The 25,184-nt window shown below is 64.5% G+C and carries 24 protein-coding genes and 1 pseudogene; 10 read left to right on the top strand and 15 right to left on the bottom strand.

Features of this window, described 5'->3' with window-relative positions; genetic code table 11:
* Nucleotides 1-7 precede the first annotated feature (7 nt).
* The 5 genes from nadD to QZ656_RS05000 are packed head-to-tail and all read right to left on the bottom strand — an operon-like array spanning nucleotide 8 to nucleotide 2,641.
* Entirely contained in the window at nucleotides 8-682 is a 675-nt protein-coding gene (gene nadD, locus QZ656_RS05020) for a nicotinate-nucleotide adenylyltransferase (RefSeq protein WP_291992355.1), read from the bottom strand.
* A complete protein-coding gene (locus QZ656_RS05015; RefSeq protein WP_291992354.1) occupies nucleotides 675-1,448 on the bottom strand; it encodes a BPSS1780 family membrane protein in 774 nt (257 codons plus the stop codon). The genes nadD and QZ656_RS05015 overlap by 8 nt, the downstream gene beginning before the upstream one ends.
* Nucleotides 1,449-1,465: 17 nt before the next feature.
* Nucleotides 1,466-2,203, bottom strand: a complete 738-nt coding sequence (locus QZ656_RS05010) for a BPSS1780 family membrane protein (RefSeq protein ID WP_291992353.1) — start codon at nucleotides 2,201-2,203, stop codon at nucleotides 1,466-1,468.
* A 37-nt stretch (nucleotides 2,204-2,240) separates the two neighbouring features.
* Nucleotides 2,241-2,435 carry a hypothetical protein gene (locus QZ656_RS05005; protein ID WP_291992352.1) on the bottom strand — a complete coding sequence of 65 codons (195 nt, stop codon included), beginning with the start codon at nucleotides 2,433-2,435 and terminating at the stop codon, nucleotides 2,241-2,243.
* A complete protein-coding gene (locus QZ656_RS05000) occupies nucleotides 2,432-2,641 on the bottom strand; it encodes a hypothetical protein (RefSeq protein WP_291992351.1) in 210 nt (69 codons plus the stop codon). Before QZ656_RS05000 ends, QZ656_RS05005 begins: the two co-directional genes overlap by 4 nt.
* Before the next feature lie 250 nt (nucleotides 2,642-2,891).
* Here QZ656_RS05000 and QZ656_RS04995 point away from each other — a divergent pair, with 250 nt between their 5' ends.
* Nucleotides 2,892-3,557 carry a PEP-CTERM sorting domain-containing protein gene (locus QZ656_RS04995; RefSeq protein ID WP_291992350.1) on the top strand — a complete coding sequence of 222 codons (666 nt, stop codon included), beginning with the start codon at nucleotides 2,892-2,894 and terminating at the stop codon, nucleotides 3,555-3,557.
* A gap of 293 nt (nucleotides 3,558-3,850) precedes the next feature.
* Here QZ656_RS04995 and QZ656_RS04990 read toward each other — a convergent pair whose 3' ends face one another.
* The 8 genes and pseudogenes from QZ656_RS04990 to QZ656_RS04955 form a co-directional block, all read right to left on the bottom strand.
* Nucleotides 3,851-3,982 (bottom strand): hypothetical protein, encoded by a 132-nt coding sequence (locus tag QZ656_RS04990; RefSeq protein WP_291992349.1) that lies wholly within the window; start codon nucleotides 3,980-3,982, stop codon nucleotides 3,851-3,853.
* Between the two features lie 854 nt (nucleotides 3,983-4,836).
* Nucleotides 4,837-5,151: pseudogene (locus QZ656_RS04985) on the bottom strand (phosphotransferase); the annotation flags it as partial.
* Nucleotides 5,142-5,384 (bottom strand): hypothetical protein, encoded by a 243-nt coding sequence (locus tag QZ656_RS04980; protein WP_291992348.1) that lies wholly within the window; start codon nucleotides 5,382-5,384, stop codon nucleotides 5,142-5,144. The pseudogene QZ656_RS04985 and the gene QZ656_RS04980, both read right to left, overlap by 10 nt.
* Entirely contained in the window at nucleotides 5,332-6,474 is a 1,143-nt protein-coding gene (locus tag QZ656_RS04975; RefSeq protein WP_291992347.1) for a DUF2235 domain-containing protein, read from the bottom strand. The genes QZ656_RS04980 and QZ656_RS04975 overlap by 53 nt, the downstream gene beginning before the upstream one ends.
* Before the next feature lie 127 nt (nucleotides 6,475-6,601).
* On the bottom strand, nucleotides 6,602-7,558 hold the full coding sequence (locus QZ656_RS04970; protein WP_291992346.1) for a hypothetical protein: 957 nt from the start codon (nucleotides 7,556-7,558) through the stop codon (nucleotides 6,602-6,604).
* A gap of 156 nt (nucleotides 7,559-7,714) precedes the next feature.
* Nucleotides 7,715-8,335 (bottom strand): hypothetical protein, encoded by a 621-nt coding sequence (locus QZ656_RS04965; protein WP_291992345.1) that lies wholly within the window; start codon nucleotides 8,333-8,335, stop codon nucleotides 7,715-7,717.
* Nucleotides 8,336-8,627: 292 nt separating this feature from the next.
* Nucleotides 8,628-9,575 carry a homoserine kinase gene (locus QZ656_RS04960; RefSeq protein ID WP_291992344.1) on the bottom strand — a complete coding sequence of 316 codons (948 nt, stop codon included), beginning with the start codon at nucleotides 9,573-9,575 and terminating at the stop codon, nucleotides 8,628-8,630.
* Between the two features lie 76 nt (nucleotides 9,576-9,651).
* Nucleotides 9,652-9,996, bottom strand: a complete 345-nt coding sequence (locus QZ656_RS04955; RefSeq protein ID WP_291992343.1) for a DUF2782 domain-containing protein — start codon at nucleotides 9,994-9,996, stop codon at nucleotides 9,652-9,654.
* Between the two features lie 341 nt (nucleotides 9,997-10,337).
* Here QZ656_RS04955 and polA point away from each other — a divergent pair, with 341 nt between their 5' ends.
* The 9 genes from polA to QZ656_RS04910 all read left to right on the top strand — a co-directional run bounded on the left by polA (nucleotide 10,338) and on the right by QZ656_RS04910 (nucleotide 21,470).
* The gene (polA, locus tag QZ656_RS04950; protein WP_291992342.1) at nucleotides 10,338-13,106 is read left to right on the top strand and encodes a DNA polymerase I; all 2,769 of its coding nucleotides are present in this window, start codon (nucleotides 10,338-10,340) and stop codon (nucleotides 13,104-13,106) included.
* A gap of 64 nt (nucleotides 13,107-13,170) precedes the next feature.
* Nucleotides 13,171-14,568 carry a glutamate decarboxylase gene (locus QZ656_RS04945; RefSeq protein WP_291992341.1) on the top strand — a complete coding sequence of 466 codons (1,398 nt, stop codon included), beginning with the start codon at nucleotides 13,171-13,173 and terminating at the stop codon, nucleotides 14,566-14,568.
* Nucleotides 14,569-14,642: 74 nt separating this feature from the next.
* On the top strand, nucleotides 14,643-15,323 hold the full coding sequence (locus QZ656_RS04940) for a glutathione S-transferase family protein (protein ID WP_291992633.1): 681 nt from the start codon (nucleotides 14,643-14,645) through the stop codon (nucleotides 15,321-15,323).
* Between the two features lie 120 nt (nucleotides 15,324-15,443).
* Nucleotides 15,444-16,028 (top strand): DUF2242 domain-containing protein, encoded by a 585-nt coding sequence (locus QZ656_RS04935; protein WP_291992340.1) that lies wholly within the window; start codon nucleotides 15,444-15,446, stop codon nucleotides 16,026-16,028.
* Nucleotides 16,029-16,122: 94 nt separating this feature from the next.
* The gene (locus QZ656_RS04930; RefSeq protein ID WP_291992339.1) at nucleotides 16,123-17,247 is read left to right on the top strand and encodes an AI-2E family transporter; all 1,125 of its coding nucleotides are present in this window, start codon (nucleotides 16,123-16,125) and stop codon (nucleotides 17,245-17,247) included.
* Nucleotides 17,248-17,259: 12 nt separating this feature from the next.
* Nucleotides 17,260-18,831 (top strand): efflux transporter outer membrane subunit, encoded by a 1,572-nt coding sequence (locus QZ656_RS04925; RefSeq protein WP_291992338.1) that lies wholly within the window; start codon nucleotides 17,260-17,262, stop codon nucleotides 18,829-18,831.
* Entirely contained in the window at nucleotides 18,828-19,970 is a 1,143-nt protein-coding gene (locus QZ656_RS04920; protein WP_291992337.1) for an HlyD family secretion protein, read from the top strand. Before QZ656_RS04925 ends, QZ656_RS04920 begins: the two co-directional genes overlap by 4 nt.
* A 10-nt stretch (nucleotides 19,971-19,980) precedes the next feature.
* Nucleotides 19,981-21,009: a DUF2955 domain-containing protein gene (locus tag QZ656_RS04915; protein WP_291992336.1), complete on the top strand. Its 1,029-nt coding sequence runs from the start codon at nucleotides 19,981-19,983 to the stop codon at nucleotides 21,007-21,009.
* A 23-nt stretch (nucleotides 21,010-21,032) separates the two neighbouring features.
* The gene (locus tag QZ656_RS04910) at nucleotides 21,033-21,470 is read left to right on the top strand and encodes an ion channel (RefSeq protein WP_291992632.1); all 438 of its coding nucleotides are present in this window, start codon (nucleotides 21,033-21,035) and stop codon (nucleotides 21,468-21,470) included.
* A gap of 147 nt (nucleotides 21,471-21,617) precedes the next feature.
* Here QZ656_RS04910 and accC read toward each other — a convergent pair whose 3' ends face one another.
* Together accC and QZ656_RS04900 are read right to left on the bottom strand one after the other, a co-directional pair.
* On the bottom strand, nucleotides 21,618-23,606 hold the full coding sequence (accC, locus tag QZ656_RS04905; protein WP_291992335.1) for an acetyl-CoA carboxylase biotin carboxylase subunit: 1,989 nt from the start codon (nucleotides 23,604-23,606) through the stop codon (nucleotides 21,618-21,620).
* Between the two features lie 19 nt (nucleotides 23,607-23,625).
* On the bottom strand, nucleotides 23,626-25,158 hold the full coding sequence (locus tag QZ656_RS04900) for an acyl-CoA carboxylase subunit beta (protein ID WP_291992334.1): 1,533 nt from the start codon (nucleotides 25,156-25,158) through the stop codon (nucleotides 23,626-23,628).
* Between the last annotated feature and the right edge of the window lie 26 nt (nucleotides 25,159-25,184).

Raw genomic sequence — 25,184 nt, 5'->3', positions numbered from 1 at the left:
TGTTAAGTCAGTACTCCGGGTAAAGGTGTTGGTTTCGAATATAAGCGATAAGCTCGTCAGGCAGCAAATAGCGAGGACTGCGGCCGTTGGCCAGGAGCGTGCGAATCTGCGTCGCCGAAATCGCCAACTGGGTCATCGCGAAGCTGGCGATACGCCCGGCGGGCGCTTCGGCCAGCGCCGCCGGGTGGCTGCAGAAGCGCTCGCGCCAGCACGCGGCCAGTGCCTCCGGCAGCGCGTCGACGTCGATCGGGAAACCGGGTCGATGGGCGACGGCGATGTGCGCCAGCTCGAGCAAGGACTGCCAGCGGTGCCAGCCGGTCAGGGCGGTGAAGGCGTCGGCACCGAGCAGCAGGACCAGCGGCCGCAGCCCGCCGCACTGATCGGCCTGGCGCAGGCGTTCGAGGGTGAGCACCGTGTAGCTGGGTTGGGCGGCGTGCACTTCGGCGGCATCGACGTCGAAGCTGCGGTTCTCGGCGGTGGCCATGCGGACCATCGCCAGGCGTTGCTGCGCGGTCACCTGCGGCGCTTCGCGCAGCGCCGGCTGACCGGCCGGAATCCAGCGCACGCCGGCCAGGTCGAGCTGGTCGGCGGCCTCTTCGGCGAGACGCAAGTGACCGAAATGAACCGGATCGAAGGTGCCGCCAAAAATCCCCAGCGGCTTGTCGTGTAGCCGCTCAGGCATCGCCGCTGGTGCTCACGAAAACGTCCCGATAACTGACGTAGAAGCTGGCAAACAGTGTTGGCGCGAGAATCAGAATGAGCAGGATGGTCATCAGCACCGTCAGCAGCCCGGCGATGTTCGGCAGCAGCGCGGCGACGACTCCGAGCAGCAGCGGCACCAGCATCGCCGCGACCATCACCGCCAGCGAGTAGACCAGGAAGGCGCGCCAGTTGCGCAGGCAGGCGACGAAGCTGAAGAACAGCGCCTTGCCCGGCGACAGCGCGTGCCAGCCGACGAGCACCGGCGCATACCAGTAGGCCATCACCAGCGGGCACAGCAGCAGCAGCGCAATCTGCGTCGCCAGCAGCAGGTTGCCGCTGTTCAGCGCCGCCTCATCGGGTTTCTCGCCGGCCAGCATCATGCGCATCAGCGCGCCGTCGTCGGCCAGCGCCGAGATCGCCAGAATGCCGACCGTCGCCACCAGATAGATGGCGCCCAGCGAGAGCAGCGAGCGCAGGTTGTTTTCGAAACCCGAGAACAGCAGTTGCGGAGCGAGCGGGACGCCGCGATCGATGTTGCGGCAGGCGTTCATCAGGCTGACCGAGAACGCCGGGATGCACAGCGTCGTGGCGATCGTGCCGAGCACCGGGATGACGTTCACCAGCGCCATCAGCAGCCAGTAGCTGACGACCAAAAAGGTCAGCAGCAGGTGGTTCTTGCGGAACAGGCGGAAGCCGTCGTTGAGCCAGCGCCAGCCGTGCGCGGCGGGAAGAGTCAGTGCTTGCATGATTTGTCGTCGGGCGCTCAGGTGGCCAGGAAGATATCTTTGTAGGAAGCATACACGGAGCCGGCGAGTACCGGCCCAAGGACCAGAAACCCCAAGCCGACGGGCAGTGCGGCGAAAAAGCACAGCACCATGGTGAACAGACCGTAGACCGTGAACACCAGGACGTTCTTCAGGCAGGCGTTGAAGCTGGCCTTGAGCGCGTCGACCGGCTGCATGCCGTTGAAAACGACCAGCGCCGGCGCGAACCAGATGGCCATCAACAGCGGTACCGTCAGTAGCATCCCGAGCAGCATGGCCAGCAACAGGCTGCCGACGGCGATGCCGGCTGCGAGCGACTGGTTGAGCATCATGCCACCAGCGAGGCCGCCACCGGCCAGCAGCACGATGACCAGAAAGACTGCCAGCATGCCCAGCATGTACAGCACGCCGAGCGTCGCCAGCGCGCCGGTGCTGCGCTGGAAGCCGGCGAAAAGGTCGGCGATTGCCGGCGTCTGTTCGTCCGCAACCTTCTGACAGGCGATCAGCATGCCGCCGGCAAGAACCGGGGTGAGCACGTGCGCCGCCAGTTGCCCCACCAGTGGCACGATCGCCAGCCCCAGATAGATGACGATCAGAATGACCATCATCGCTATCCAGGTGCCGGGATGGGCGATGAACATGGCCCAGCCCTGCGTGAGCCAGTTCCAGGCGCTGCCGGCGTCGACGCGGCGGCTGCCGCCGGTGAACCGCGGCGCCGGTATCGGGAACGCTTGCATGACGATCCTCGTATCGAAGAGGTTGATAAATCAGATGCTAGCGGCCCGCCGCTGACGAGGCAAGGAACGCGTGCGCTGCGCCGGACGCCAGCGCTGCCAGGATTCGCGCCGGGCTGCCACGGCAGTCGTCGGCGCTGCTCCGGCGGCTCACTAGGATACGCTTGATCGGCTTGCGGATTTCGTCACGTGCTGCAAAATCGTCTTCTTCCGCCAGATCACGGTGTTCGGTCATCGTCGCCAGGGGCAGGTGCTGCCGTTGGCGATGTGCGCCCGCATGATCGCTCGGTAGGCGTCGGGGTGGTGCTCGGCGATCAGCTCGCCGGGTCGCTGCGCCTGCTGATGGGGACTTTGTCGCGCTGCAAGCGGGCGAACATGCCGCCGATGGCGGTACCGTGCGCAGAGGCGAAGGGGGCCGGTCTCGACTTTTGCCAAAGGCACGGGAAAAGACCTGCTAGCCCGCGAACAACACTACTTTTCCCCCAGTGTCAAGCGGAAGTGTCGGAATTCTTTACACCAAGGCTCCTGGCCGGGCAGGGACCACTAGGAGCGGAAGTTCCTAACCATCTGTTTCTTAGCCAATAAACGTCGAAATTTTGCTAAGTGGCACAAGTTCTGCTTTGGGATCTGCGTAGCACCATTCCGACCTTTCAGGCCGGCCACTATTTTCCTCAAGAAAGGGGTTGCACACATGAAGACCAGAACCTCACTGCTGGCAGTGGCGGCCACTATCGCCAGCCTCACTGTGGTCGCTAGCGGAGCCAACGCCTATGTACTGACTTTCGATGGTGATATTTGCGATGGCGGCTCTGCTTGCACCCAAGGGCGCCCGGTCGACCAAACTTACGGTGACGTCGTCGGCCAGCTTGACGTCCAGTACAACAACAATACCGGGATCGGCGCCAACTGGGGTATGCCCAGCGGTAGGATGCTTTGGTTTAACTCTAATTACGGTAACCTGACAAATGTCATCTACGGGGCGACCGTTGCTGCGGGTGCAGCGGGTGTCTTCCTGAAGCCACTTGCAGGATATCAAGTGACGCTGAATGGTTTCGACGGGGGTGGGTATTTCCAGAACTACACGACCGTCGTCACGATTGAGGACGGAAATAACGCGCCACTCTATAACGCTACCCTGACATTCCCACAGTCGGGGCATGTGTCTATCTCCGGGCCCTATACGTCAAGTTCCGGTATTTACATCTATTTTGGCCCCGACTCCTACGACACCGCGATCGACAACATCGATTTCACGGTCACCAAAGTCGATCCCGGTGCGGTTCCCGAGCCCGCCAGTCTTGCCCTTCTCGGTCTTGGCCTGGCCGGCCTCGGATTCGGACGCCGCAAGAAAGCGTAGTGTCGCAATTACGGCCACAGACCCCGCTTCGGCGGGGTCTTGTTTTTTCCGGATCCCGCACGACGGGGTCATACGCGCGGCGCGGTTTGTTCAAAGGGATGAGATTCGGGGACAGACCACGGTTCGGAGATTCGGGCGAGATTCGGGGACAGATCACGGTTTAGAACCGAGTTTTGGACGTCCTTAATGCGATCCTGGCTCCGGAAAACCGTGGTGCGTCCGCTGTTTCCGCCTGTTCCCCGCCTCCCCTGTGTTCGGCCATCCTGAACGCGTGCCAAATCACAGGCGCCGATCTACGCGGCAGGTTTGCTGGCGCGGGCCGGTGACTTGCGCTCGGATTTCTTCTTCAGGCCCAGCGAGGCGACCTGGTCGGAATTGGGCCCGAATTGGGCGATGACCTGGTCTTTGACGCCGATAATGCGCACAGCTTGATCCGTGCCGGCAATCTCTCCTGCCGAATCGGCCACTGGATGAGCAGGGAGGCGGCCGCAGGCATCGGGGAAGCATCGTGACGCCTCGTTGAAGCATCGTGACGCATCAGGGAAGCATCGTGACGCCTCGTTGAAGCATCGTGACGCATCCGGGGAGCATCCCGACACCTCATGGAAGCATCCCGACGCATCCGGGGAGCATCCCGACACCTCGTGGAAGTATCCCGACACCTCGTGGAAGTATCCCAACGCATCCGGGAAGCATCCCGACGCCGCGGGGAAGCTCCGATCCTTGAAAAGCATACAAAGGGGTCAGGTCTTGACTTTTGCCCAAGGCACGGCGGACAAAGACCTGACCGCGTCGTTCACCGTTTTGGTCGATTGTCGAAACGTCCAACGACGCGGTTTGGTCAAAGGGGTCGTGCGGCAGGGCACTTGGGCGCGGAGTGAAGGCAAGCGCGACGCCCAGAACCTCACCAACATTAGAATGTTCATGGCACGAGCGCAAAGAACACGCCTCGATCGCCCAGTTCGAACTCATGGCACTGCAATCCTGCCGCAGCAGCGGCCGTCGTCGTCGGACGCCTTGTCGTGAACGCGCGATTCCTCGCGCAGCTTCCGGCGAGCAGGTGGCACTGGCTTTCGCCGGCTCGGGCGCCAGGCATTCGAACGGCGCGAGTCGAGGCCTGGACGCCGTCAGGCGAGCCGTCGATCGTCGGCGGCGATTGCTTCATCGCGGCGATGAAAACTTCGCTGCGCGACGGTGATCGCTGGCTGTTTTCGATAAACGTGCAGATCGCCGCCAGCGAAGCCTGGATCGGATCGATCTGCCGCTGCATGCGCGTCGATCACGCTTCAATCTTTCTGGTCCATTCTTCATCCTTGCCGAGCCAGTGCTGATATTTTTTGATCCGGCGCTCGTACTTCCGTAGCCATCGGTGCATCGCCCGCATGGAGCGATCAATGCGCGATATGGATCGTTCCATCGTCGCCATCGATTCGTCGAGCGCGCCGCCGGGCGGCGCGCTCCAGTCATTGGCCGTGACCGCGAGGTCGAACAGCAGGTCGTCGACGCTGGCGAAATGGAAGTTGAGGACGCCGCTGAGGCGGTCGCCGGCAAACAGTGCGTTGTCGTGAAGGCGGTCAGCGTGAATCACGCCGTGCTCGGAGTCACGACGATCCTGTCGAGTTTGCCGGTGATGCGTTGCTCTTCGCGGCTGTTGCCTACGCGCTTCTTGATCGTCATCACCGGATCAACCAGGCTCTCGTCGAGCGGAGCGGTCGCCAGTGGCAGGATTCCCGGCAGCGGCGGCGGTGCGCCAGGTGGCGATGTTCCTGGCGCGTCATGGCAGGTTTGCCGGTTGATAAGGCCGGGCGGCTTCGCCGGGTTCCGCAACGACTTTGCCGGCGCCGCGACGCGCGGCAATCGATGGGTCCGCGGGCGTCCCTGGTGGAAAACTCCTCGCCCCGAGCGAGACGCCGGGAAGTGTCCACGGCCTGTGCTGCCAGGGCTGGTGGGCGGTGCCGGCCGGGTTCGGCGCAATCGGCCACGCTGGCGCGCTGGCCAGCAGAACGCCAGTCGCCTGCAGGCGGTCGAGCATCCACTGCAAGGCGCCATCCGACAGGCCACTCTCGTGATTGGCCACCGGGTAACCGCCGCCAACGTCGGCGTGAGCACCCGGGAAAAGCACCTGCGTCACATTGTCTGCCTGATCCCACAGCGTCGGCGTGAAGTCATTGCGGCGCTCGTCGAGCGAAACCGCGTGAAAACCGTGGCCTACTTTCTCGCTCAGCCTGGTATCGGCAAACTGGAAGGTGTCCACGTGCTTGCCACCCGCATAGGTCGGAATGCCCAGCGCGCCGACAGTATCCCATACGGCGACGGCCGCCAGGCGGTCGACCGGCACGCGGTCCGTCGGCGCGAGCCTGTCGCGCGAAAGGAAGGCCGGCAGATCGGCAGCGATTTCCGCTAGCCCGTGCAGACTCGACGGTTTGATGGTCGTCTTGCGGTAGCCATACCACGCCTCGGCACCCAGCCGGTAGGCTTGCTCCTTGTCTTCGGTCAGCTTTCTCGTCAGCAGCCCCTGCGATACGATCAGCCCCGCCAGCGCGCGCGCCGTGTAGGCACCCCGACTGAAGCCGGTAATGAAAATGTTCGCTCCCGGTTCGTAGTTCCGCGAAATGAACGTATAGCCTCGGACGACACGCGAAATGATGCCTGCGCCGAAAGCTCCTCCCATCAACTTCTTGATCGGATTGCGGGAATCGCCGACGCCGTGAATGTATTTGGCGACCTGCTCGATCGCGCCGCCGGTCAGGACCTTTTCCTGCTCGTCGGCCTGCCGCAAGGAGTCGCTCGACAGCGTTCCGGCCAGGCACAGGAACAGCTTGTAGACGTTCGTGGGGTCGGCGGTATGGTCGGCGTCGGCATCCTGGTCGGGGTTGTTCCACGTCCCGTCGGCACAAAAGACAATGTTCTTTGCCATCTCGAATTCCTTTCCGTGGTGGAACTGGATCTGTAGCAGAACAGTGAATTGCTGCGCTGCTCGCGAGTGACGCCATCTGGTTTTCCGGGCCGCGTCCGTGGCGTCGTCTTGCGGCGCGGCGCCGGCCCTACAATGCGCCCTTGCTCTGCAGCGCCTTGATCATCAGCGCTGTTCCGCACTGCCGCGAGCGGGCGTCCGGATTGAACTCGTGGTCGCCAACGAACTTGCCCTTGGTATACAGGTTCGAGAAACTCCACAGGTAGGGCGATGGCACCCCGAGAGGGCGGTAGCCGAAGCCGTTGTATTTCTCGAACAGGTAGAGCTGGCGCGGTAGAGTCCAGTCGCTCTCGTGGTTGTAGCCCTTGAGAATCAGCGCGTCGCGGGCGCTCTCACGCCAGCTGAAGGGTGGCATGCCGGTCGCCGGACGGCCTTTTGGCACGTGCACGGTGCGCGCGGTCAGGACGTCGCCGTTGTGCAGGTGGGTGGCGAAATCAAAGCCGCATTCCATGCCGTGCAAAATGCCGATGAAGAACCAGGGAATGCCCAGGGGAGTAGCGACGTCGCGGTAGACGTCCCTGAACTTGAGCAGCCGCGAGACGTAAAAGTCGACGTTGCCAGCGAACTCCGTGCGCATCTGGCAACGGTCGAAGAAGTCCTGGTATTCGGCACGCAGGTCGTCGAATACCTTGCTGTCGAGCGGCTTGGGCGTCGCGTCAGCGGCCGACACGGGCGCGGCGCGCGCCGGCGGTGCGGCGTCGAATTCCGCCACCGGCAGGGTCTCGACGGCGTGCATGGCCGCCTGCTCGTGCTGTAGACGCTGCATTGAGCTCTGGATGTCGGACAGGAAGGAGTCGAACGGGCCGACGCGCGCCGCGGCGACCACCGTCTCCAGTTCGTCGGTGGCATTCGCCACGATCTGCGCGGCTTCGAGCAGCGCGGCATGGTCCAGGTCCTGAAGTGACTCCGACAAGCTCTTGAGGACCTCGTTGATCACCGCTTTCTCGGCGGCGTCGGTGGTATTGCCTCGACGCGTGACGAGCACGTTCATGGCGCTCACGATCTCAGCCTTGCTTGATGTGTTCATGGCCTCTCCTTTTCTCAAAAAACCACGGCGAAAGCACTGTGCGACGGGCTGCCAGCGTGGCAGGAAATGCGCGCCACCTGGCGGTTTCGAGGCAAGGTCGCACTGTTCCGGTGGCGGGAAGTAACCGGCAAGATGCTCCTTTCTGCTTGCTCCAGACTACCTGGCCGACGTCGCCATTGCGCCGGATCGCAGGATCGAGAAGATGCGTCGAGCGGCGTCGGCGTCAGCCTTGAGCGTTGCGCTCTGCTGCACCAGGACGGTGAGCGGGATTTTGCCCGGTAGGGCATTGGCCGCGGCTACGGTGAGCTTCCAGGCGGTTTGCAGCTTGCCCAGCAGTCCGCTCACGTTATGGCTGAGGGCATCGACAGCGCCGAGTGCCGCTTCGCTGCTGTGGCCATTACTCAGTGCGGACAGCAGGTCGGCGTAGCGCTCGATGATCGTCAGAGCCGCACGCAGTTGCGCCGTCGCTGGCGGATCATCGAGGTCGGAGAAGTACGCGGCATCGTGCAGGCAGAAGCCGCGGATGATGCCGGGTTTGCCAGCCGCCCCTTGCCAGCTGATCTGGTCCCTGGGGCAGTCGTCAGCGCCGACCTGGCTCTCGCCCTTGGCGCGGCGGCTGGCGATTTGCTGCCCCTGCGTCCGTTCGGCCATCGCCAGGTCGTCGAGCAGCGCTTGGCCGACCGCGTTGACCGCCCCGAAGGCTTGCGAGAAGTACTTGATCTGGTCCACCGCCGCGGTTGTTGCGCAGGCCGCCAGGCACGAGGCCTGCAGCGGCATGAATCGCCACGTCGCTGGGCGCGGGGCGATCGACCCTCCACCTTGGCAACCGTTCATTTGCGCACCTCATCCAGCCGACGAAGAATGTGTCTAGTTATAGTGCACCGGCCTTGGTAAAGCCAGCGCTTGGCGATCGACATCGTCAGGTCCTCGCCCACCGTCGTGATTGTCGGCCAGCAGAGCCGAAGGAAAGTCCGTCAAGATTCGACGAGGTCGCTTTGGGCGGCGGTCACGGGTCGGCAAACACGGCGGCGGTAATGGCCGCCAGGACGCGCGCGGCCCGGGTTGGCGATCATGATCGCCAGGGGCAGTCACTGCCGCTGGCGATGCGCGCCCGCAGGATCGTTCGGTAGGCGTCGGGATCGCGCTCGGTGATCAGTTCGCCGGCGCGCGGCAGATGCCGATCGTGCAGGCGTGATAGCCAGAAACGCAGCGCCGCGGCGCGCAGCAGCGTCGGCCAGGCGGCGTGTTCGGCGGCGAGCAGCGGTCGCTGCGCGTGATAGGCGTCAAGCAGCGCTGCGCAGCGGCGGTCGTCGAGTGTGCCGTCGGGCCGCGCGCACCAGTCGTTGACGGTGACCGCGAGGTCGAACAACAGGTCGTCGACACCGGCGAAATAGAAGTCGAGGACGCCGCTGAGGCGGTCGCCGGTGAACAGGGCGTTGTCGCGGAAGAGGTCGGCGTGGATGACGCCGCGTGGCAGGTCGCCGGGCCGCTGCGCCTGCTGATGGGCGACTTCGTCGCGCAGCAGGCGGCCGTCGGCGTCGTCGAGCAAGGGCGCGATCTCGCTCGCGACGGTGGCGCACCAGTGGCTGTCGCGTTGATGCGGCAGTGCTTCGGGCCACGAGCCGGCGACACGGTGCAGGCGCGCGAGCATGTCGCCGATGGCCGTGCATTGGGCGACGTTCGGCGATTTCTCGGAGCGGCCGGCGAGTCGGCTGACGATCACCGCCGGCTTGCCGCCGAGAGCGCTGACGTACCGCCTGGAGCGGTCGGCGACCGGCGCCGGGCACGGCAGGCCGTGCTGCGCGAGATGCGCCAGCAGCTGGACGTAGCGCGGGACCTGCGCCGCCGGCACCTGTTCGAAGACGGTCAGCACGTAGTCGCCGTGCGTCGTGCTCAGAAAGAAGTTGGAATTCTGCACGCCTTCGCTGATCCCGGTCAGCGATTGCAGCGTTCCCAGGGAATACGACTCGAGCCAGGCGGCGACCTGCGCGGCGCTCAGCTGGGTGAATACCGACATGAGCCTCGGACCGGATGTGCCAGGCGGCGACAGGCGAGCAGCACGCCGCCCTCGGCGCCGTCAGCGATTCAGTGACTCAGAACGTTCCGATCACCCACATCGGCACGCTCAGCGTCGGCGTGCCCATCTCGACGCGGCTGAAGTTGCCTTCGCCTTCGCGGTCGATCAGCGTGTAGGGAACGCCGTGCTCGGGAGTCACGACGATCTTGTAGAGCTTGCCGTTGATGCGGTGCTCTTCTATGGTGTCGCCTTCGCGCTTCTTGATCGTCACGACGGGTTCGGCAAGGCTCTCGTCGAGAGGAGCCATTTCGGGTGGCGGTGGCGGGATGGCCGGCAGCGGTTGCAGATCGGTTGGCTGCTGCGCCAGTGCCGGTGCGGCGGCGAGGGCCAGGGCGATCAGGATGGCGTGGATGCTGCGCATGACGAGATTTCCGGATGGTTGATCAAACGATGAGCATCATCGTTCAAAGTCGATTTTAGTTCAAGGATACTGAATCAGGCGCCGCTGGCCGCGCCGGCGGCCCTAGCATCAGCCACCACCTGCCGGCGTGCCAGCGCGCTGGGCGGCTCTCGGTGGCCTCGCCGAAGTCTGCCATAATGCCCGCTAAACGCTGGCGCCCGATGCTCCGGAACGATCGGCAAGATCTCGCGCAGTGCGTCCATCGCCAGCGCTTTCGTCGCTCGCGGCGGGGCCTTGTTTTCCCTTGGCCGATGTCATTTTTCGATCTCTTTCACTGCCACCAACACTTTCGCTGCCCACTGATGCCCACCCTGCTACTGGTCGACGGATCGTCCTACCTCTACCGCGCTTTCCACGCCATGCCCGACCTGCGGACGACGCGCAGCGAGCCGACCGGCGCGCTGCACGGCGTGCTGAACATGCTGCGCCGACTCGAAAGCGACTACCAGAGCTCCGACGTCGCCTACAAGGCCTGCGTCTTCGACGCCAAGGGCAAGACCTTCCGCGACGACTGGTATCCGCAATACAAGGCCAATCGGCCGCCGATGCCCGACGACATGGTGTCGCAGATCGAGCCCCTGCACGCCGCCATCGCGGCGCTCGGCTGGCCGCTGCTGAGCGTCGAAGGCGTCGAAGCCGACGATGTCATCGGCACGCTGGTGCAGCAGGCGACGGCGCAGGGCGTTGCGGTGGTGGTGTCGACCGGCGACAAGGATCTGGCGCAGCTGGTCGGTCCGCAGGTGCAACTGGTCAACACCATGAGCAACGAGGTACTCGACGAAGCCGGCGTGCTGGCCAAATTCGGCGTGCCGGCGGCGCGTATCGTCGACTACCTGGCGCTCGTCGGCGATACCGTCGACAACGTGCCGGGTGTCGACAAGGTCGGTGCCAAGACCGCCGTCAAGTGGCTCAGCCAGTATGGCTCGCTCGACGGCGTTATTGCCGCTGCCGCTGACATCGGCGGCGTCGTTGGCCAGAACCTGCGCCGCGCGCTCGACTTCCTGCCGCTGGCGCGGCGCCTGGTGACCGTTCGCTGCGACCTCGAGTTACCGCTTTCTCTGGCCGAGCTGGCGCCACGCGCGCCTGACCGCGAGCGACTCGGTGAACTGTTCGCACACTACGAAATGCGCTCGTGGCTGCGGGAAGTCCAGGCCGCGCCGGCCGCGGCGGGCTCGCTCGACGAGCCGCCGCAGAGCGACGAGCCCGACGCCCTGGCCAGCGCGCCGCTCGAACTGCTGGCCGACGGCGCGCACCGTGCGGCTTACGAGACGATCCTTGACGAGGAGGCCCTGGTGCGTTGGCTGGCGAAGATCGACGCCAGCGCGCTGACCGCCCTGGACACCGAAACGACCAGCCTCGATCCCTTCGCGGCGCGCATCGTCGGCCTCTCGCTGGCCGTCGCCGAAGGCGAAGCGGCGTACCTGCCGCTCGCCCATCAACATCCCGGCGGGCCGCAGCAGTTGCCCTGCGAGGCAACGCTGGCGCGCCTGCAGCCGTGGCTGGAATCGACGCTGCACGCCAAGATCGGCCAGAACCTCAAATACGATCAGCACGTCCTGGCCAACCACGGCATCGCGCTGGCTGGCGTTGCGCACGACACGCTGCTGCAGTCCTACGTTCTCGAGTCTGGCAAGGACGGCGCCCGCGGTCACGATCTCGGTCGCCTGGCGATGCGCCATCTCGGACTGGCGACGATCCCCTACGAAGCGCTGTGTGGCAAGGGCGCCAAGCAGATCAGCTTCGCGCAGGTGGCGATCGAGCAGGCCGCCGAATACGCCGCCGAAGACGCCGACCTGTGCCTGCGTCTGCACGCCAGGCTCTATCCGCAGATCGCCGCCGACGCCGGCCTGACGCGGGTCTACGAAACGATCGAAATGCCGGTGCGCGACATCCTTTTCCGCATGGAGCGCAACGGTGTGCTCATCGATGCGCAGCTACTGAGCCGGCAAAGCAATGAAATCGGCAAGCGCCTGCTCGAACTCGAGGCGCAGGCGTACGCCGCGGCCGGGCAGCCGTTCAACGTCAACTCGCCGAAGCAGCTGGCCGAAATCCTCTTCGGCACGCTCGGCCTGCCGGTCAAGAAAAAAACGCCGTCGGGAGGACCGTCAACCGACGAAGAGGTGCTCTCGGAGTTGGCTCTCGACTACCCGCTGCCGAAGATCCTGCTCGAATCGCGGCAGCTCGCCAAGCTCAAGGGTACCTATACCGACAAGTTGCCGAAGATGGTCAACGCCCAGACCGGCCGCGTGCACACCAGCTACGCGCAGGCGGTGGCGGTCACCGGTCGGCTGTCGTCGAGCGACCCCAACCTGCAGAACATCCCGGTCAGGACGCCTGAAGGGCGGCGTATCCGCGCCGCTTTCATCGCCCCGGCGGGTAGCACCATCGTTTCGGCCGACTATTCGCAGATCGAACTGCGGATCATGGCGCACCTTTCGGAGGACCCGCGTCTGCTCGAAGCTTTTGCCCAGGGCGAGGACGTGCATCGGGCGACGGCGGCCGAAATCTTCGGCGTCAGCGTCGCTGACGTCGGCCCGGATCAGCGACGCGTCGCCAAGGTCATCAACTTCGGTCTGATCTACGGCATGAGCGCTTTCGGTCTCGCGCGTCAGCTCGACCTCGAACGCAGCGCTGCGCAAGCGTACAGCGAGCGCTATTTCGCGCGTTATCCCGGCGTCGCCGATTACATGGCCAGGACGCGCGAGATGGCCAGGACGCAGGGCTATGTCGACACCGTTTTCGGTCGTCGCCTGTGGCTTCCGGAAATCCGCTCGAGCCAGGCGGCGCGTCGCCAGGGCGCCGAGCGCGCGGCGATCAACGCGCCGATGCAGGGTTCGGCGGCCGACCTGATCAAGTCGGCGATGATCGCCGTGCAGGGCTGGCTCGACGCCGAGCGCCTGCAGACGCGCTTGCTGCTGCAGGTGCATGACGAGCTGATCCTCGAAGTTCCCGACGACGAACTCGAGCAGCTGCGCGCCGAGTTGCCGCGACTGATGAGCGAAGTGGCGACGTTGCGTGTGCCGCTGCTGGTCGACGTCGGCATCGGCAACAACTGGGACGAGGCGCACTGACGCTGGCGCGAGCGCTGGCGGTCGGACCCCATTTTCTTCTTTAGCCACGGAAAGGCACGAAAGCATGCCCCTACACGAGAAAGAAACCGTCCGGGAAAAACTGGATGACGAGGTGTACGCGTCGGCCGACCTGTCGGTCAGCATGCCGAAGTATCGGTTTCCCGATCTGGAGCACGATCCACGCCACGCCTACGCGGTCGTCCATGACGAGCTGATGCTCGACGGCAATGCGCGTCAGAATCTGGCGACCTTCTGCCAGACCTGGGCCGAGCCCGAAGTCCACCAGCTGATGGACGAGTGCATGGACAAGAACATGGTCGACAAGGACGAGTATCCGCAGACCGCCGAAATCGAGGCGCGCTGCGTGCACATGCTCGCCGACCTGTGGAACTCGCCGGCGGCGGCGAATACCATTGGTTGCTCGACGACCGGCTCGAGCGAAGCGGCGATGCTCGGCGGCATGGCCATGAAGCGGCGCTGGGAAGCCCGGCGAAAAGCCGCCGGAAAGCCAATCGACAAGCCCAACCTGATTACCGGTCCGGTGCAGATCTGCTGGCACAAGTTCGCCCGCTACTGGGACATCGAACTGCGCGAGATCCCGCTCGAAGGCGAGCGCTTGCTGATGACGCCCGCCGAGGTTGTCAAACGTTGCGACGAAAACACGATCGGCGTTGTGCCGACGCTGGGGGTGACTTTCACCTGCCAGTACGAGCCGGTGCAGGCGGTCGCCGACGCGCTCGACGAGTTGCAGAAAGAGCAGGGGCTGGATATCGCTATCCACGTAGACGGCGCCAGCGGTGGTTTTCTCGCACCTTTCTGCGCACCCGATCTGGTCTGGGATTTCCGTATCCCGCGCGTCAAGTCGATTAACACCTCGGGCCACAAATTCGGTCTGTCGCCGCTCGGTGTCGGCTGGATCATCTGGCGGGAAGCCGTCGACCTGCCCGAGGAAATGATTTTCTGGGTCAATTACCTGGGTGGCAACATGCGCGACATCGCCCTGAACTTCTCGCGGCCGGGCGGGCAGGTGGTCTGCCAGTATTACAACTTTCTGCGTCTCGGCAAGGAGGGTTACCGCAAGATCCACAGCGCCTGCTACGAGACCGCCGCCTACCTGGCGAGCAGGATCGCCAGGCTCGGGCCTTTCGAGATCATCTACGGCGGCGAGGTCGGCACGGGTATCCCGGCCTTATGCTGGAAGATGAAGGAGGGTATCGATCCGGGCTTCAGCCTCTACGACCTGGCCGACCGCCTGCGCAGCCGCGGCTGGCAGGTGCCCGCGTACGCGCTGCCGGCGAATCGTCAGGAGCTGGTGATCCAGCGTATCCTCGTCCGCCACGGCGTCAGTCGTGACCTGGCGACGCTGCTGGTCGAGGACATCGAGCGCGCGCTGGACCACTTCGCGAGGCACCAGCCGCCGACGCCGATGAGCGCCGAGGAAGCCGCCGGCTTCCATCACTGAGAAAAATGCGGATCGCAAGCCGTTTTGCGCAGGCTTGCCGTCCGTCGTGTTCATGAAAGGATCCTGGCATGTCGATGCAACTGCATATCGGTAACAAGAACTACTCGTCGTGGTCGATGCGCCCCTGGGTACTGCTGACGCAGGCGGGAATTCGCTTCGAAGAGGTGATGCTCCGCTTCGACGCCTTCACGCCCGAGTCGAAGTTCAAGGCCACTCTCGCCCATTTCAGTCCGGCCGGCCGCGTGCCGGTGCTGGTCGACGAGGGTTTTGCCGTCTGGGACACGCTGGCAATCGCCGAGTACCTGGCCGAGAAGTTTCCGGACCGGCAGCTGTGGCCCGTCGACGCGCAAGCGCGGGCGCGTGCGCGCAGCGTCTGCGCCGAGATGCACGCCGGCTTCGCCGCCTTGCGCAGCCATTTCCCGATGAACATCGAAGCGTCCCTGCCCGAAGTCGGGCAGCGCGTGCTGCGTGAGCAAGCGCCGGTGCGTGCCGATGTCGATCGCCTGCTGCAAATGTGGAGCGACTTGCTGGCGGCGCACGGCGGACCGATGCTGTTCGGCGAGTTCGGGATCGCCGACGCCTATTTCGCGCCGGTCGTCAAGCGCCTGGTGAGCTACGCGGTGCCGGTGCCGCCGCTGATCGCCGCGTATATCGAGCGTGTGCAGGCGCTACCCGGCGTGGTCGCCTGGAGCGAGGGCGCGCTCGCCGAGAACGACTTCCTGGACTTCGAAGAGCCGTATCGAACGCGTGCCTGATACGCTGAGACGGTGTCGCCGTGCCAGGCGTCACGATTGCGACCGCGCAGCGCTGCCGAATAGGGCCCTTTCTGCGCGCCAGCCAAGGGGAGGGCGGCGATGCCTACTGGCGACGAATCCTTGACGGAAAATAGGTGGCGCCGGCGCGCCGAGCGCCTGCTGCCGTCTGCTGTTCGCCAGGCGCTGGCCGGATTCCTGTTGCTCGGCGTGCTGGCCGCGTGCACGAGTTCGCCCGACCGCGTTGCCGTCTACCAGAGGGAAGGCTTCGAGGCCAACGAGACCTTCTCGCGCCTGTTCGACGCCAGCGTCGAGGCGACCTGCGAGGCGGCGCGGCGCGCACTACTCAGCCAGGGTTACCGGCCGACTACCGAAAAGAACGACTTCATCAGCGCCAGCAAGAGCTTCCAGCCCGAGGGCGAGGTGCACGTGCAGATCGTCTTCAACGTCGTTTGTGCGCCGGTGGGTACGGGCGGCAAGCTGGCGACTGCTTACGTGAGCGCGGTCCAGGACCGCTACGCGCTGAAAAAGAACCCGAACTCGGCGAGCTTCGGCGTCGCGGCGATCGGCTCCTTGTCGATTCCGCTGACGGCGTCCGGCGACTCGCTGGTCAAGGTGGCCAGCGAAACGATTCCCGCCGGACCTTTCTACGATCGTTTCTTCGCGCTGATGCAGCGCAACCTGCCGGCGCCGGCCGGCGAGCAGTAGGGCGCGGCCGGCGCGACAGGCGCTGGCCGCAGCGTTACTATGATCATCGCCGCTGTCGCAAATTGTCATGACCGTCTGGGAAGGGAGTCGCTTGATGAATACGCCATACAAGCCCGATCGCCAACTCGAGAAGCGCTTGTCCGACAAGCTTCTCGACGTCTTGATCAGGGCCGGCCTGGTGGTTGCCCTGGTGATGTTGTGCTACCGGATCTTTTCGCCCTTTCTGGGCTTGATGATGTGGGCGCTGATTCTGGCGATCACGCTCTATCCGCTGCATCAAAAGCTGGCCGGCAGCCTTGGTGGCAAGCAGGGGCGCGCGGCGACGCTGCTGGTCCTGGCGGGAATCGCCTTGGTCGTCGTGCCGACCGCCTTGCTGGCGAGTTCAATGGGCGATTCGATTCATCAACTGCTGGCCAGCGTCAAAGGCAATACTTTCGCCATCCCGGCGCCCCCCGAAAAAGTGGCCGATTGGCCGCTGGTCGGCGAGAAGCTTGCGGCCGTCTGGTCGATGGCGCACGCCGACCTGCCGGCGCTGCTTCAGAAGCTGCAACCGAAGATTGGTAGTCTGGCCAAAGAAGCCCTGGGCGTCGTCGCCGGCATCGCCGGCGGCATGCTGCTGTTCCTGTTCTCGTTCATCATTGCCGGCGTGATCATGGCCTTCGGCGAGTCGGGCGAGCGCGGTGCGCGGGCGATATTTGATCGCCTGGCTGGCCAGGCGCGCGGTGAAGAGTTCAACAAGCTGTCGACGGCAACGGTGCGTGCGGTCGCCATGGGCGTCATCGGCGTGGCCTGCATCCAGGCGATCATCGTCGGCCTGGCCTTGCTGGTCGCCGGCATACCGTGGGCGGGCGTGTTGTCGCTGATCATGTTGCTGCTCGGCATTGCGCAGGTTCCAGCGCTGTTGGTGACCTTGCCGGCGATCGCCTACATGTGGACCATCGGCGATTACGGAACGGTTGCCGCGGCGAGTTACAGCGTCCTGCTGATCGTTGCCGGTTCGGCCGACAACGTGCTGAAGCCCCTGATGCTCGGTCGCGGTGTCGATGCGCCGATGCCCGTGGTCTTGCTCGGGGCGCTGGGCGGCATGGCCAGCAGCGGCATCCTCGGGATGTTCGTCGGTGCCACCTTGCTGGCCCTGGGTTACCAGATCTTCATGGGCTGGGTGGACGCACGCGACGACGTGGAAGCGCTAGAGGATGATTCGCAGCCGCTCGCCTGAGGGCCGCTGCGGGTGCCGCTGAGTCGAACACGCGCGCGCCTCCTGGCCGTCAACGCGGCTTTCGTACTCAGCGCCTGCAGCACGCTGGGACCTGACTTCAAGCCGCCGCTGCTGCCTTCCTGGCTGGCCGACTGGTCCGGTGGATCGCTGAAATCGCTGGCCAAGCTGCCCGCCGAGCGGCAAGGGAGTTCCTCGGCGCTCAGTCCGGAATGGTGGCGCAGTCTCGACGATCCGGTGCTCGATGCGCTGATCGACGAAGCGCTGCGCAGCAATCCCAATGTGCGCATTGCCGGGCTGCGGATTATCGAGGCGCGCGCCAATCTCGGCATCGCCGGCAGCACGCTCTACCCGCAGCTGCAGCAGATCAGCGGCGAGGCGCTGCGCGTCGGACAGCGGCAGGATGGTGGGCCGAACAGCGCTTTCAGCAGCTATGGGCTGGGCTTCGGTATCGGCTGGGAGATCGACTTCTGGGGCAAGTTTCGGCGCAGTATCGAGGCTGCCGATGCCAGCTATTTTGCCAGCCTGGCGCAGTACGACGATGTGCAGGTGTTGATGGCGGCGCAGGTGGCGACCCTCTATGCGTCGATTCGCACCCTCGAGGTACGTTTGCAGATCGCCGGCGAGAACGCCGCCTTGCAGGCGCGTAGCCTGCAAATCACCGAGCGGCGCTTCAAGAGCGGCAATGACGCCGAGCTTGACGTGCAGCAGGCCAAGAGCCAGTACCTGAGTACGCTGGCGAGCATCCCACTGCTTGAGAGCGGCTTGCGGCAGGCGCAGAACGCGCTTGGCACGCTGCTCGTCCGCGCACCGGGGCCGCTGCCCGAAATGGCCGCCGGTCGGGGCCGTATTCCGAACGCGCAGCTCGCGCTGATTGCCGACCTGCCCGCCGATCTGCTGCGCCGCCGCCCGGACGTGCGGGCGGCCGAGATGCAACTGGCGGCGCAGTCGGCGCTGATTGGCGTTAGTGAGGCCGAGCTCTATCCGGCGATCAGTCTGCTCGGTTCGCTGGGCGTCTCGGGGACTTCCCTGAGCGGCTCGAGAAACAGCTTCGACTGGGCCATCGGCCCCAGCCTGACGTGGAACGTTTTCGACCATGGCCGCTTGAGCAATCAGGTGCTGGTCCAGGATGCCCGCTTCCAGCAGCTCTTCGAGCGCTACCAGGAAACGGTACTGAGCGCTGCCCGTGAGGTTGACGACGCCGCCGTTGCTTTTGCCAAAGGCCGTGAGCAGACGCTGTTGCTCGCCGAAGCGGTGACCGCGGCGCGGCGCTCGCTGGCGATTGCCAACATCCAGTACCGCGAAGGCCTGACCGGTTTCGAACGTGTGCTCGATTCGCAGCGCGCGCTGTTCAGCCAGCAGGAGCGCGAGGTCAGCGCGCTCGGTGATGTCGCCAAGAGCCTGATCGCGCTCTACAAGGCGATGGGTGGTGGCTGGCAGGCCGGACGCAGCCGTCCCCTGCTCGATGACGCGACGCGCGAGACGATGGGCGAGCGCAGCGACTGGCAGGAGATGTTGAGCACGCCCCTGCCGCCCGCTGCGCGTTCCTTGCCGGCCGGCGTACAAAACCTTGAGAGCGAGCAATGAGTGAACAAGCCCTAACACCCACCGAAACGCCAGCGCCCGTTGCGCCGCAGCCACCTCCCGAGAAGCCCGGCGCCGGCACGCGGATCGGCTCGCTGATCGTTATCGCGCTGATCGTCGCCAGTCTGCTCTGGTATTTTGCCGCCGATCGCCTGACGCCCTACACCTCGCAGGCGCGGGTGCAGGCTTTTGTCGTGCCGGTGGCGGCCGAGGTCGCGGGCAAGGTGCTGAGCGTGCATGTCAAGAACAACGATGACGTGCAAGCGGGCGAGCCGCTCTTCGACATCGATCCCAGCCAGTACCAGATCGCCGTGCAACGCGCGCGCTCGGACTATGAATCGGTGCGCCGCTCGGTCAATGCAGCGAGTGCGGCGGTCGAGGCGGCGCGCGCCTCGCTGCAGGCTGCGCAGGCCAATCACGTCAAGGCCGAGAAGGACGCGACGCGGCAGGAAACACTCTACGCCGAGGATCCCGGCGCGATTTCGGTGCGCCGCCTGGAGAGCGCGCAGGCGACGCGGGTGCAGGCGCGCAGTCAGGAAAAGGCGGCCGAGGCCGACCTGCGGCGGGCGCAGGAGTCAGCTGGCGAGAGCGATGAAAACAACTCGCAGTTGCTGAGCGCGAGTGCGGCGATCGAGAAGGCCGAGCTTGACTTGCTGCGCACCCGGGTGCTGGCGCCCGGCCGCGGTCTGGTCACCGATTTGCGTACCGAAGTCGGGCTGTTTGCGCAGGCTGGGGCGCCGGCAATGACCTTGATCTCGATCGACGATTTCTGGATCAATGCCGACCTCACCGAGAACAACCTCGGCCATGTCGACGCCGGCGACGAGGTCGCCATCGTGCTCGACGTGTCGCCTGGCGAAGTGTTCAAGGGCCGCGTGCGCAGTATCGGCAGCGGCGTCAGTTCGGGCAAGCAGGCCTCGCCCGGGACGCTGCCGACGATCGACAACAGCCGCGACTGGCTGCGCCAGGCGCAGCGCTTTCCGGTGGCGATCGAGTTCGACCCGGCCGAAGGCCAGCGTTTGCCGACCATACGGATCGGCGGCCAGGCCGAGGTGCTGGTCTATACCGGCGAGCATCCGCTGATGAATTTTCTCGGGGCGGGCTACATCCGGCTGCTGAGCCTGCTCTCGTATCTCTATTGAGCCGCGGCCGATGACGCGGCCCGACAAGGCGGTTCTGCGCCTGGCCAGCGGACTGTTTCTGGCGGTGCTGCTGGCCTATGGCCTGGCCTTGCCAATGCCATTCGTGGTCTGTCTGCTGGCGCTAATGATGCTCTGCAAGCCGGGGCCGCCGCTGCCGATGCTCAAGGGTTTCGTGGTCGCGCTGCTGCTCGGTTCCTTGATCGTCGGCGGTGTGCTGATGGTGCCGCTGTTGCAGCACTATGCGCTGAGTGGCGTCATGCTGACGGGCGCGGTGCTCTACGCGCTGTTCTACTTTGGCCTGCGCAGGGACAATCCGCTGACGATGATTCTGGTCGTCTCTTTCACCCTGGTGCCGGTCGCCGGCGTGGCGGCGCAGGCGTTGGTGACCGTGATCAGCGTCGCTCTGGTTGCCGGGGTGCTGGTCGGGCTGGTCGTCAATGGCCTTTCGCACGCTTTCTTTCCCGATCCTCCCGAACTCCCGGGAACGACCGCCAGGCCACCGCCAATCGGCCGCGAGGCGGCGAGCTGGATTGCCCTGCGGGCGACGCTGATCGTCGTGCCGGTTTTCGTCCTGGCGCTGAGCAATCCGTCCTTCTATCTGGCAGCGATCATGAAAACGGTCGCGCTGGCGCAGCAGGCGGGTTCTGCCCGAGCCCGGTCGGCGGGGCAGGAACTCGTCGGCTCGACGCTGATGGGCGCCTGGATGGCGCTGCTGGTCTGGTTCGGCTTGTCGCTGTGGCCCAACCTGTGGATGTTGATGCTGTGGATCACGGGCGCCGCCCTGTGGAGCGGCGCGCGTATTTTCGGGGTCAAGGCGAGTGCGTTTTCGCCCTCGTTCTGGAGCAATGCGCTGATGACCATGTTCATCGTGCTCGGGCCAGCGATCGAGGACAGCGCCAACGGCAAGGACGTCTGGCAAGCGTCGGCGAGTCGCATCGTCCTCTTCCTTGGCGTCTCTCTCTACGCCTGGGCAACGGTCTGGGCGCTCGAGCGCTGGCGCGCCTCGCGCTCGCAGGCGCTTTTCTTCAAGCGCGGCTGACTGGAGGATGTGACGTGACCTGGATGAATCTGGCAATCGGCTTGCCGACGATGTTGGCGTGCCTGGTGATGCAGGCAACGGTGACCTTCTGGAGCGTTCGCTACTATATGCGGCAGGCCGCCCGCCAGCTGTCGGCAAGTGGCCTGGTTGCCGGGGTCAGGCCGCTGCTGGTGGTGATGGTCATAATGATGGCCGGCAACCTGCTGCAGATGGCTCTCTGGGCAGGCCTGTTTATCGTGCTCGGCGAGTTCGACGCCTTTTATCCAGCGGTCTACCATTCGGCGGTCAATTACACGTCGCTGGGCTATGGCGACGTGGTGATGAGCGAGCCGTGGAAGTTACTGGGGGCCCTGGAGGCGGCCAACGGGGTATTGATGTTCGGCATCACCAGCGCGGCGCTGATGGCCGTCCTGCAGCATTTGATCAAGGTGCACCTCGTCGCCGGCGATGAGCAGCGGTGACGGCGTTCTGACAAAGCGGCGCGACGTCTGCCTGCTGGTGCTCGGCGAGTTACGCCAGGCATTCTTCGAATAGGGCGGCCACAAAACGCAAAAAGCCCGCCGGGAGGCGGGCTTCGACGCGTCGGCGAGGCGCTCGCTACGCCGGGATTACTCGAACTCGATGATCACCTGATCGACCGACAGGCTCTCGCCAGCCGTGGCGACGACTTTCTTGACCTTGCAATCGCGTTCGGCCTTGAGGACGTTCTCCATCTTCATCGCTTCGATGACGGCGAGTTTTTCGCCGGCACTGACCTGCTCGCCGGCCTTGACCGAGACTTCGCGCAGCAAGCCCGGCATCGGCGAGAGCAGGAACTTGGAGAGATCCGGTGGCACCTTCTTGGGCATCAGTGCCAGCATCCGCGCGGCATTGGCGGTCATCACCGTGGCCTTGACCTGTTTGCCGAAGTGGACGACGCGATAGAGCAGGCCAATGCGTTCGAGTTGCAGGCACAGCGGCTCGCCGTTGCAGCTGCCGTGGAAGACCAGTTCGCCAAACTTCCAGTCGGAAACGAGATCGTAGCGATCGTCGCCGTAGGTCACCGAGTAGCCGCCAGGGATCGGCGTGACGACTACCGCGTAATCCTTGCCTTCCATCTGGACGACCCACTCGCTGCCGACCTTGCGCTGGTGCCCCGGCATCTGGCCGCTGACCTTGACCGCACGGTCGATGTAGCGACGACGCCCGAAAGCGGCGACGGCGGCCAGCAGGCCCGGGTCCTCGTGGATGACGTCAGAGGCAACGAAACCGCTTGGATACTCGTCGGCCATGAACGAGGTGGTGAAGGTTCCCGAGAGAAAGCGCGTGTTTTGCATCAGCGCCGCCTGGAACGGGATGTTCGAACTGATGCCGCGAATGACGAAGGCGTTGAGCGCGTCGCGCATGCGCTCGACGGCTTGTTGGCGAGTTGCCCCGTGGCAAATCAGCTTGGCGATCATCGAGTCGTAATACATCGAGATCTCGCCGCCTTCGAAAACGCCGGTATCGACCCGGACCTGACCGTCGACGGTTTCCGGCGGACGATACTTGACCAGCCGGCCGATCGACGGCAGGAAGCCGCGGAAGGGGTCTTCGGCGTTGATCCGGCACTCGATCGCCCAGCCCTTGGCCTTGATGTCGTCCTGCACGAAGGGCAGCTTCTCGCCAGCCGCGACGCGGATCATCAACTCGACCAGGTCGACGCCGGTGATCATCTCGGTGACCGGGTGCTCGACCTGCAGGCGGGTGTTCATTTCCAGGAAGTAGAAAGACTTGTCCGAGCCGACGACGAATTCGACGGTACCGGCGCTCTGATACTTCACCGCTTTGGCCAGCGCCACCGCCTGCTCGCCCATCGCCTTGCGGATGCTGTCATCGATGAACGGCGACGGCGCTTCCTCGAGGACTTTCTGGTGCCGGCGCTGAATCGAGCATTCGCGTTCGAGCAGGTAGATGGTGTTGCCGAAGGAGTCGGCGATGAGCTGGATCTCGATGTGATGCGGTCCCTCGACGAATTTCTCGATGAACACGCGGTCGTCGCCGAAACTGTTGCGCGCTTCGTTGCGGCAGGCGTCAAAGCCTTCCGAGGCTTCCTTGTCGTCGTAGGCGACGCGCAGACCCTTGCCGCCACCACCGGCCGAGGCCTTGATCATCACCGGGTAACCGATCTTCTTGGCGATGCCGACGGCTGTGGCGGCGTCCTCGATGGCCGCGTTGTGACCGGGGATGGTGTTGACCCTGGCTTCTTCAGCGAGCTTCTTGGAGGCGATCTTGTCGCCCATGGCGGCTATCGAATGGTGCTTCGGGCCGATAAAAATGATGCCGTTTTCTTCGAGGCGACGCGAGAACTCCTCGTTTTCGGAGAGGAATCCGTAGCCCGGGTGCACGGCTTCGGCGCCGGTCTGTTTGCAGGCGTCGATGATCTTGTCGATCACCAGATACGATTCCTTGGACGCCGCCGGGCCGATACACACGCCCTCGTCGGCCATCAGCACGTGCATCGAATCCTTGTCGGCTTCGGAATAAACGGCCACCGTCGCGATGCCCATCTTCTTGGCGGTCTTCATCACGCGACAGGCGATTTCGCCTCGGTTGGCGATCAGTATTTTCTTGAACATCTCTATTTCTCCCCGTCGATCAAAGCGGAATGTTGCCGTGTTTGCGCCACGGGTTTTCCAGTTTCTTGTCTCGCAACATCGCCAGCGAGCGGCAGATTCGCTTGCGCGTCTCGTGTGGCATGATCACGTCGTCAATGAAGCCGCGTGCTCCGGCGACGAAGGGGTTGGCAAACTTGGCCTTGTATTCGGCTTCGCGCGCCGCCAGCTTGGCCGGGTCGTTCTTTTCCTCGCGGAAGATGATCTCGACCGCGCCCTTCGGGCCCATGACGGCGATTTCGGCCGACGGCCAGGCGAAGTTGACGTCGCCACGCAGGTGCTTCGAGGCCATCACGTCGTAGGCGCCACCGTAGGCCTTGCGGGTGATCACGGTGATCTTCGGGACCGTGCACTCGGCGTAGGCGTAGAGCAGCTTGGCGCCGTGCTTGATGATGCCGCCGTACTCCTGCGCGGTACCGGGCATGAAACCGGGCACATCGACGAAGGTCACCACCGGGATGTTGAAGGCATCGCAGTAGCGCACGAAGCGGGCGGCCTTGATCGAGCTCTTGATGTCCAGGCAGCCAGCGAGGACCAGCGGCTGGTTGGCGACGATACCCACGGTCGAGCCGTCCATGCGCGCGAATCCGATGACGATGTTCTTGGCGTACTCACGCTGCAGTTCGAAGAAGTCACCGTCGTCGGCGACCTTGATGATCAGTTCCTTGATGTTGTACGGCTTGTTGGTGTTGTCGGGCACCAGTGTGTCGAGCGAGAAGTCGAGACGCTCGGCGGAATCCTGCGACGGCAGGCGTGGCGGCTTTTCGCGGTTGTTCGACGGCAGGAAGCTGATGAAGCGACGCAGCATCATCAAGGCTTCGACATCGTTCTCGAAGGCCAGGTCGGCGACTCCGGACTTGCTGGTGTGGGTGACCGCACCGCCGAGTTCTTCGGCGGTGACGTCTTCGTGGGTCACCGTCTTGACCACTTCCGGGCCAGTGACGAACATGTACGACGAGTCCTTGACCATGAAGATGAAGTCGGTCATCGACGGGCTATAAACGGCGCCGCCGGCACACGGTCCCATGATCAGCGAGATCTGCGGCACGACGCCCGAGGCCAGGACGTTGCGCTGGAAGACGTCGGCGTAGCCGGCAAGCGACGCGACACCTTCCTGGATGCGCGCACCGCCCGAGTCGTTGAGGCCGATCACCGGCGCGCCGACCTTGATCGCATGATCCATCACCTTGCAGATCTTTTCAGCGTGCGCCTCGGAAAGCGAGCCGCCGAAGACCGTGAAGTCCTGCGAAAAAATGAACATCAGGCGGCCGTTGATCGTGCCGCAGCCGATCACCACGCCGTCGCCGGGGACCGACTGGTCGGCCATGCCGAAGTCGTGGCAGCGATGCTCCTTGAACATGTCCCATTCTTCGAACGAGCCACTGTCGAGCAGCAGCTCGATGCGCTCGCGGGCGGACAATTTACCCTTGCTGTGCTGGCTGTCGATACGCTTCTGGCCACCGCCCAGACGCGCCGCCGCACGCTTCTCTGCAAGCTGGCGAATGATGTCGTGCATAAGGTTTACTCCCTAACGGTCGGGTC

It is taken from the genome of Candidatus Accumulibacter sp. ACC003, assembly GCF_907163085.1.
GTDB lineage: Bacteria > Pseudomonadota > Gammaproteobacteria > Burkholderiales > Rhodocyclaceae > Accumulibacter.
The sequence above is the reverse complement of the archived record's forward strand: the minus strand, read 5'-3'. Positions and strand labels throughout refer to the sequence as shown.

Bases quoted from the DNA above. Each gene is read 5' to 3' on its own strand.
- QZ656_RS04945 (WP_291992341.1), top strand. From the start codon at position 13,171: ATGCCCCTACACGAGAAAGAAACCGTCCGGGAAAAACTGGATGACGAG.
- QZ656_RS04915 (WP_291992336.1), top strand. From the start codon at position 19,981: ATGACGCGGCCCGACAAGGCGGTTCTGCGCCTGGCCAGCGGACTGTTT.
- QZ656_RS04930 (WP_291992339.1), top strand. From the start codon at position 16,123: ATGAATACGCCATACAAGCCCGATCGCCAACTCGAGAAGCGCTTGTCC.
- QZ656_RS04970 (WP_291992346.1), bottom strand. From the start codon at position 7,558: ATGAACACATCAAGCAAGGCTGAGATCGTGAGCGCCATGAACGTGCTC.
- nadD (WP_291992355.1), bottom strand. From the start codon at position 682: ATGCCTGAGCGGCTACACGACAAGCCGCTGGGGATTTTTGGCGGCACC.
- QZ656_RS05005 (WP_291992352.1), bottom strand. From the start codon at position 2,435: ATGACCGAACACCGTGATCTGGCGGAAGAAGACGATTTTGCAGCACGT.
- QZ656_RS04975 (WP_291992347.1), bottom strand. From the start codon at position 6,474: ATGGCAAAGAACATTGTCTTTTGTGCCGACGGGACGTGGAACAACCCC.
- QZ656_RS04955 (WP_291992343.1), bottom strand. From the start codon at position 9,996: ATGCGCAGCATCCACGCCATCCTGATCGCCCTGGCCCTCGCCGCCGCA.
- QZ656_RS04910 (WP_291992632.1), top strand. From the start codon at position 21,033: ATGAATCTGGCAATCGGCTTGCCGACGATGTTGGCGTGCCTGGTGATG.
- QZ656_RS05010 (WP_291992353.1), bottom strand. From the start codon at position 2,203: ATGCAAGCGTTCCCGATACCGGCGCCGCGGTTCACCGGCGGCAGCCGC.
- QZ656_RS04920 (WP_291992337.1), top strand. From the start codon at position 18,828: ATGAGTGAACAAGCCCTAACACCCACCGAAACGCCAGCGCCCGTTGCG.
- QZ656_RS04995 (WP_291992350.1), top strand. From the start codon at position 2,892: ATGAAGACCAGAACCTCACTGCTGGCAGTGGCGGCCACTATCGCCAGC.
- QZ656_RS05015 (WP_291992354.1), bottom strand. From the start codon at position 1,448: ATGCAAGCACTGACTCTTCCCGCCGCGCACGGCTGGCGCTGGCTCAAC.
- QZ656_RS04965 (WP_291992345.1), bottom strand. From the start codon at position 8,335: ATGCCGCTGCAGGCCTCGTGCCTGGCGGCCTGCGCAACAACCGCGGCG.
- polA (WP_291992342.1), top strand. From the start codon at position 10,338: ATGCCCACCCTGCTACTGGTCGACGGATCGTCCTACCTCTACCGCGCT.
- QZ656_RS04940 (WP_291992633.1), top strand. From the start codon at position 14,643: ATGCAACTGCATATCGGTAACAAGAACTACTCGTCGTGGTCGATGCGC.
- QZ656_RS04900 (WP_291992334.1), bottom strand. From the start codon at position 25,158: ATGCACGACATCATTCGCCAGCTTGCAGAGAAGCGTGCGGCGGCGCGT.
- QZ656_RS04960 (WP_291992344.1), bottom strand. From the start codon at position 9,575: ATGTCGGTATTCACCCAGCTGAGCGCCGCGCAGGTCGCCGCCTGGCTC.
- accC (WP_291992335.1), bottom strand. From the start codon at position 23,606: ATGTTCAAGAAAATACTGATCGCCAACCGAGGCGAAATCGCCTGTCGC.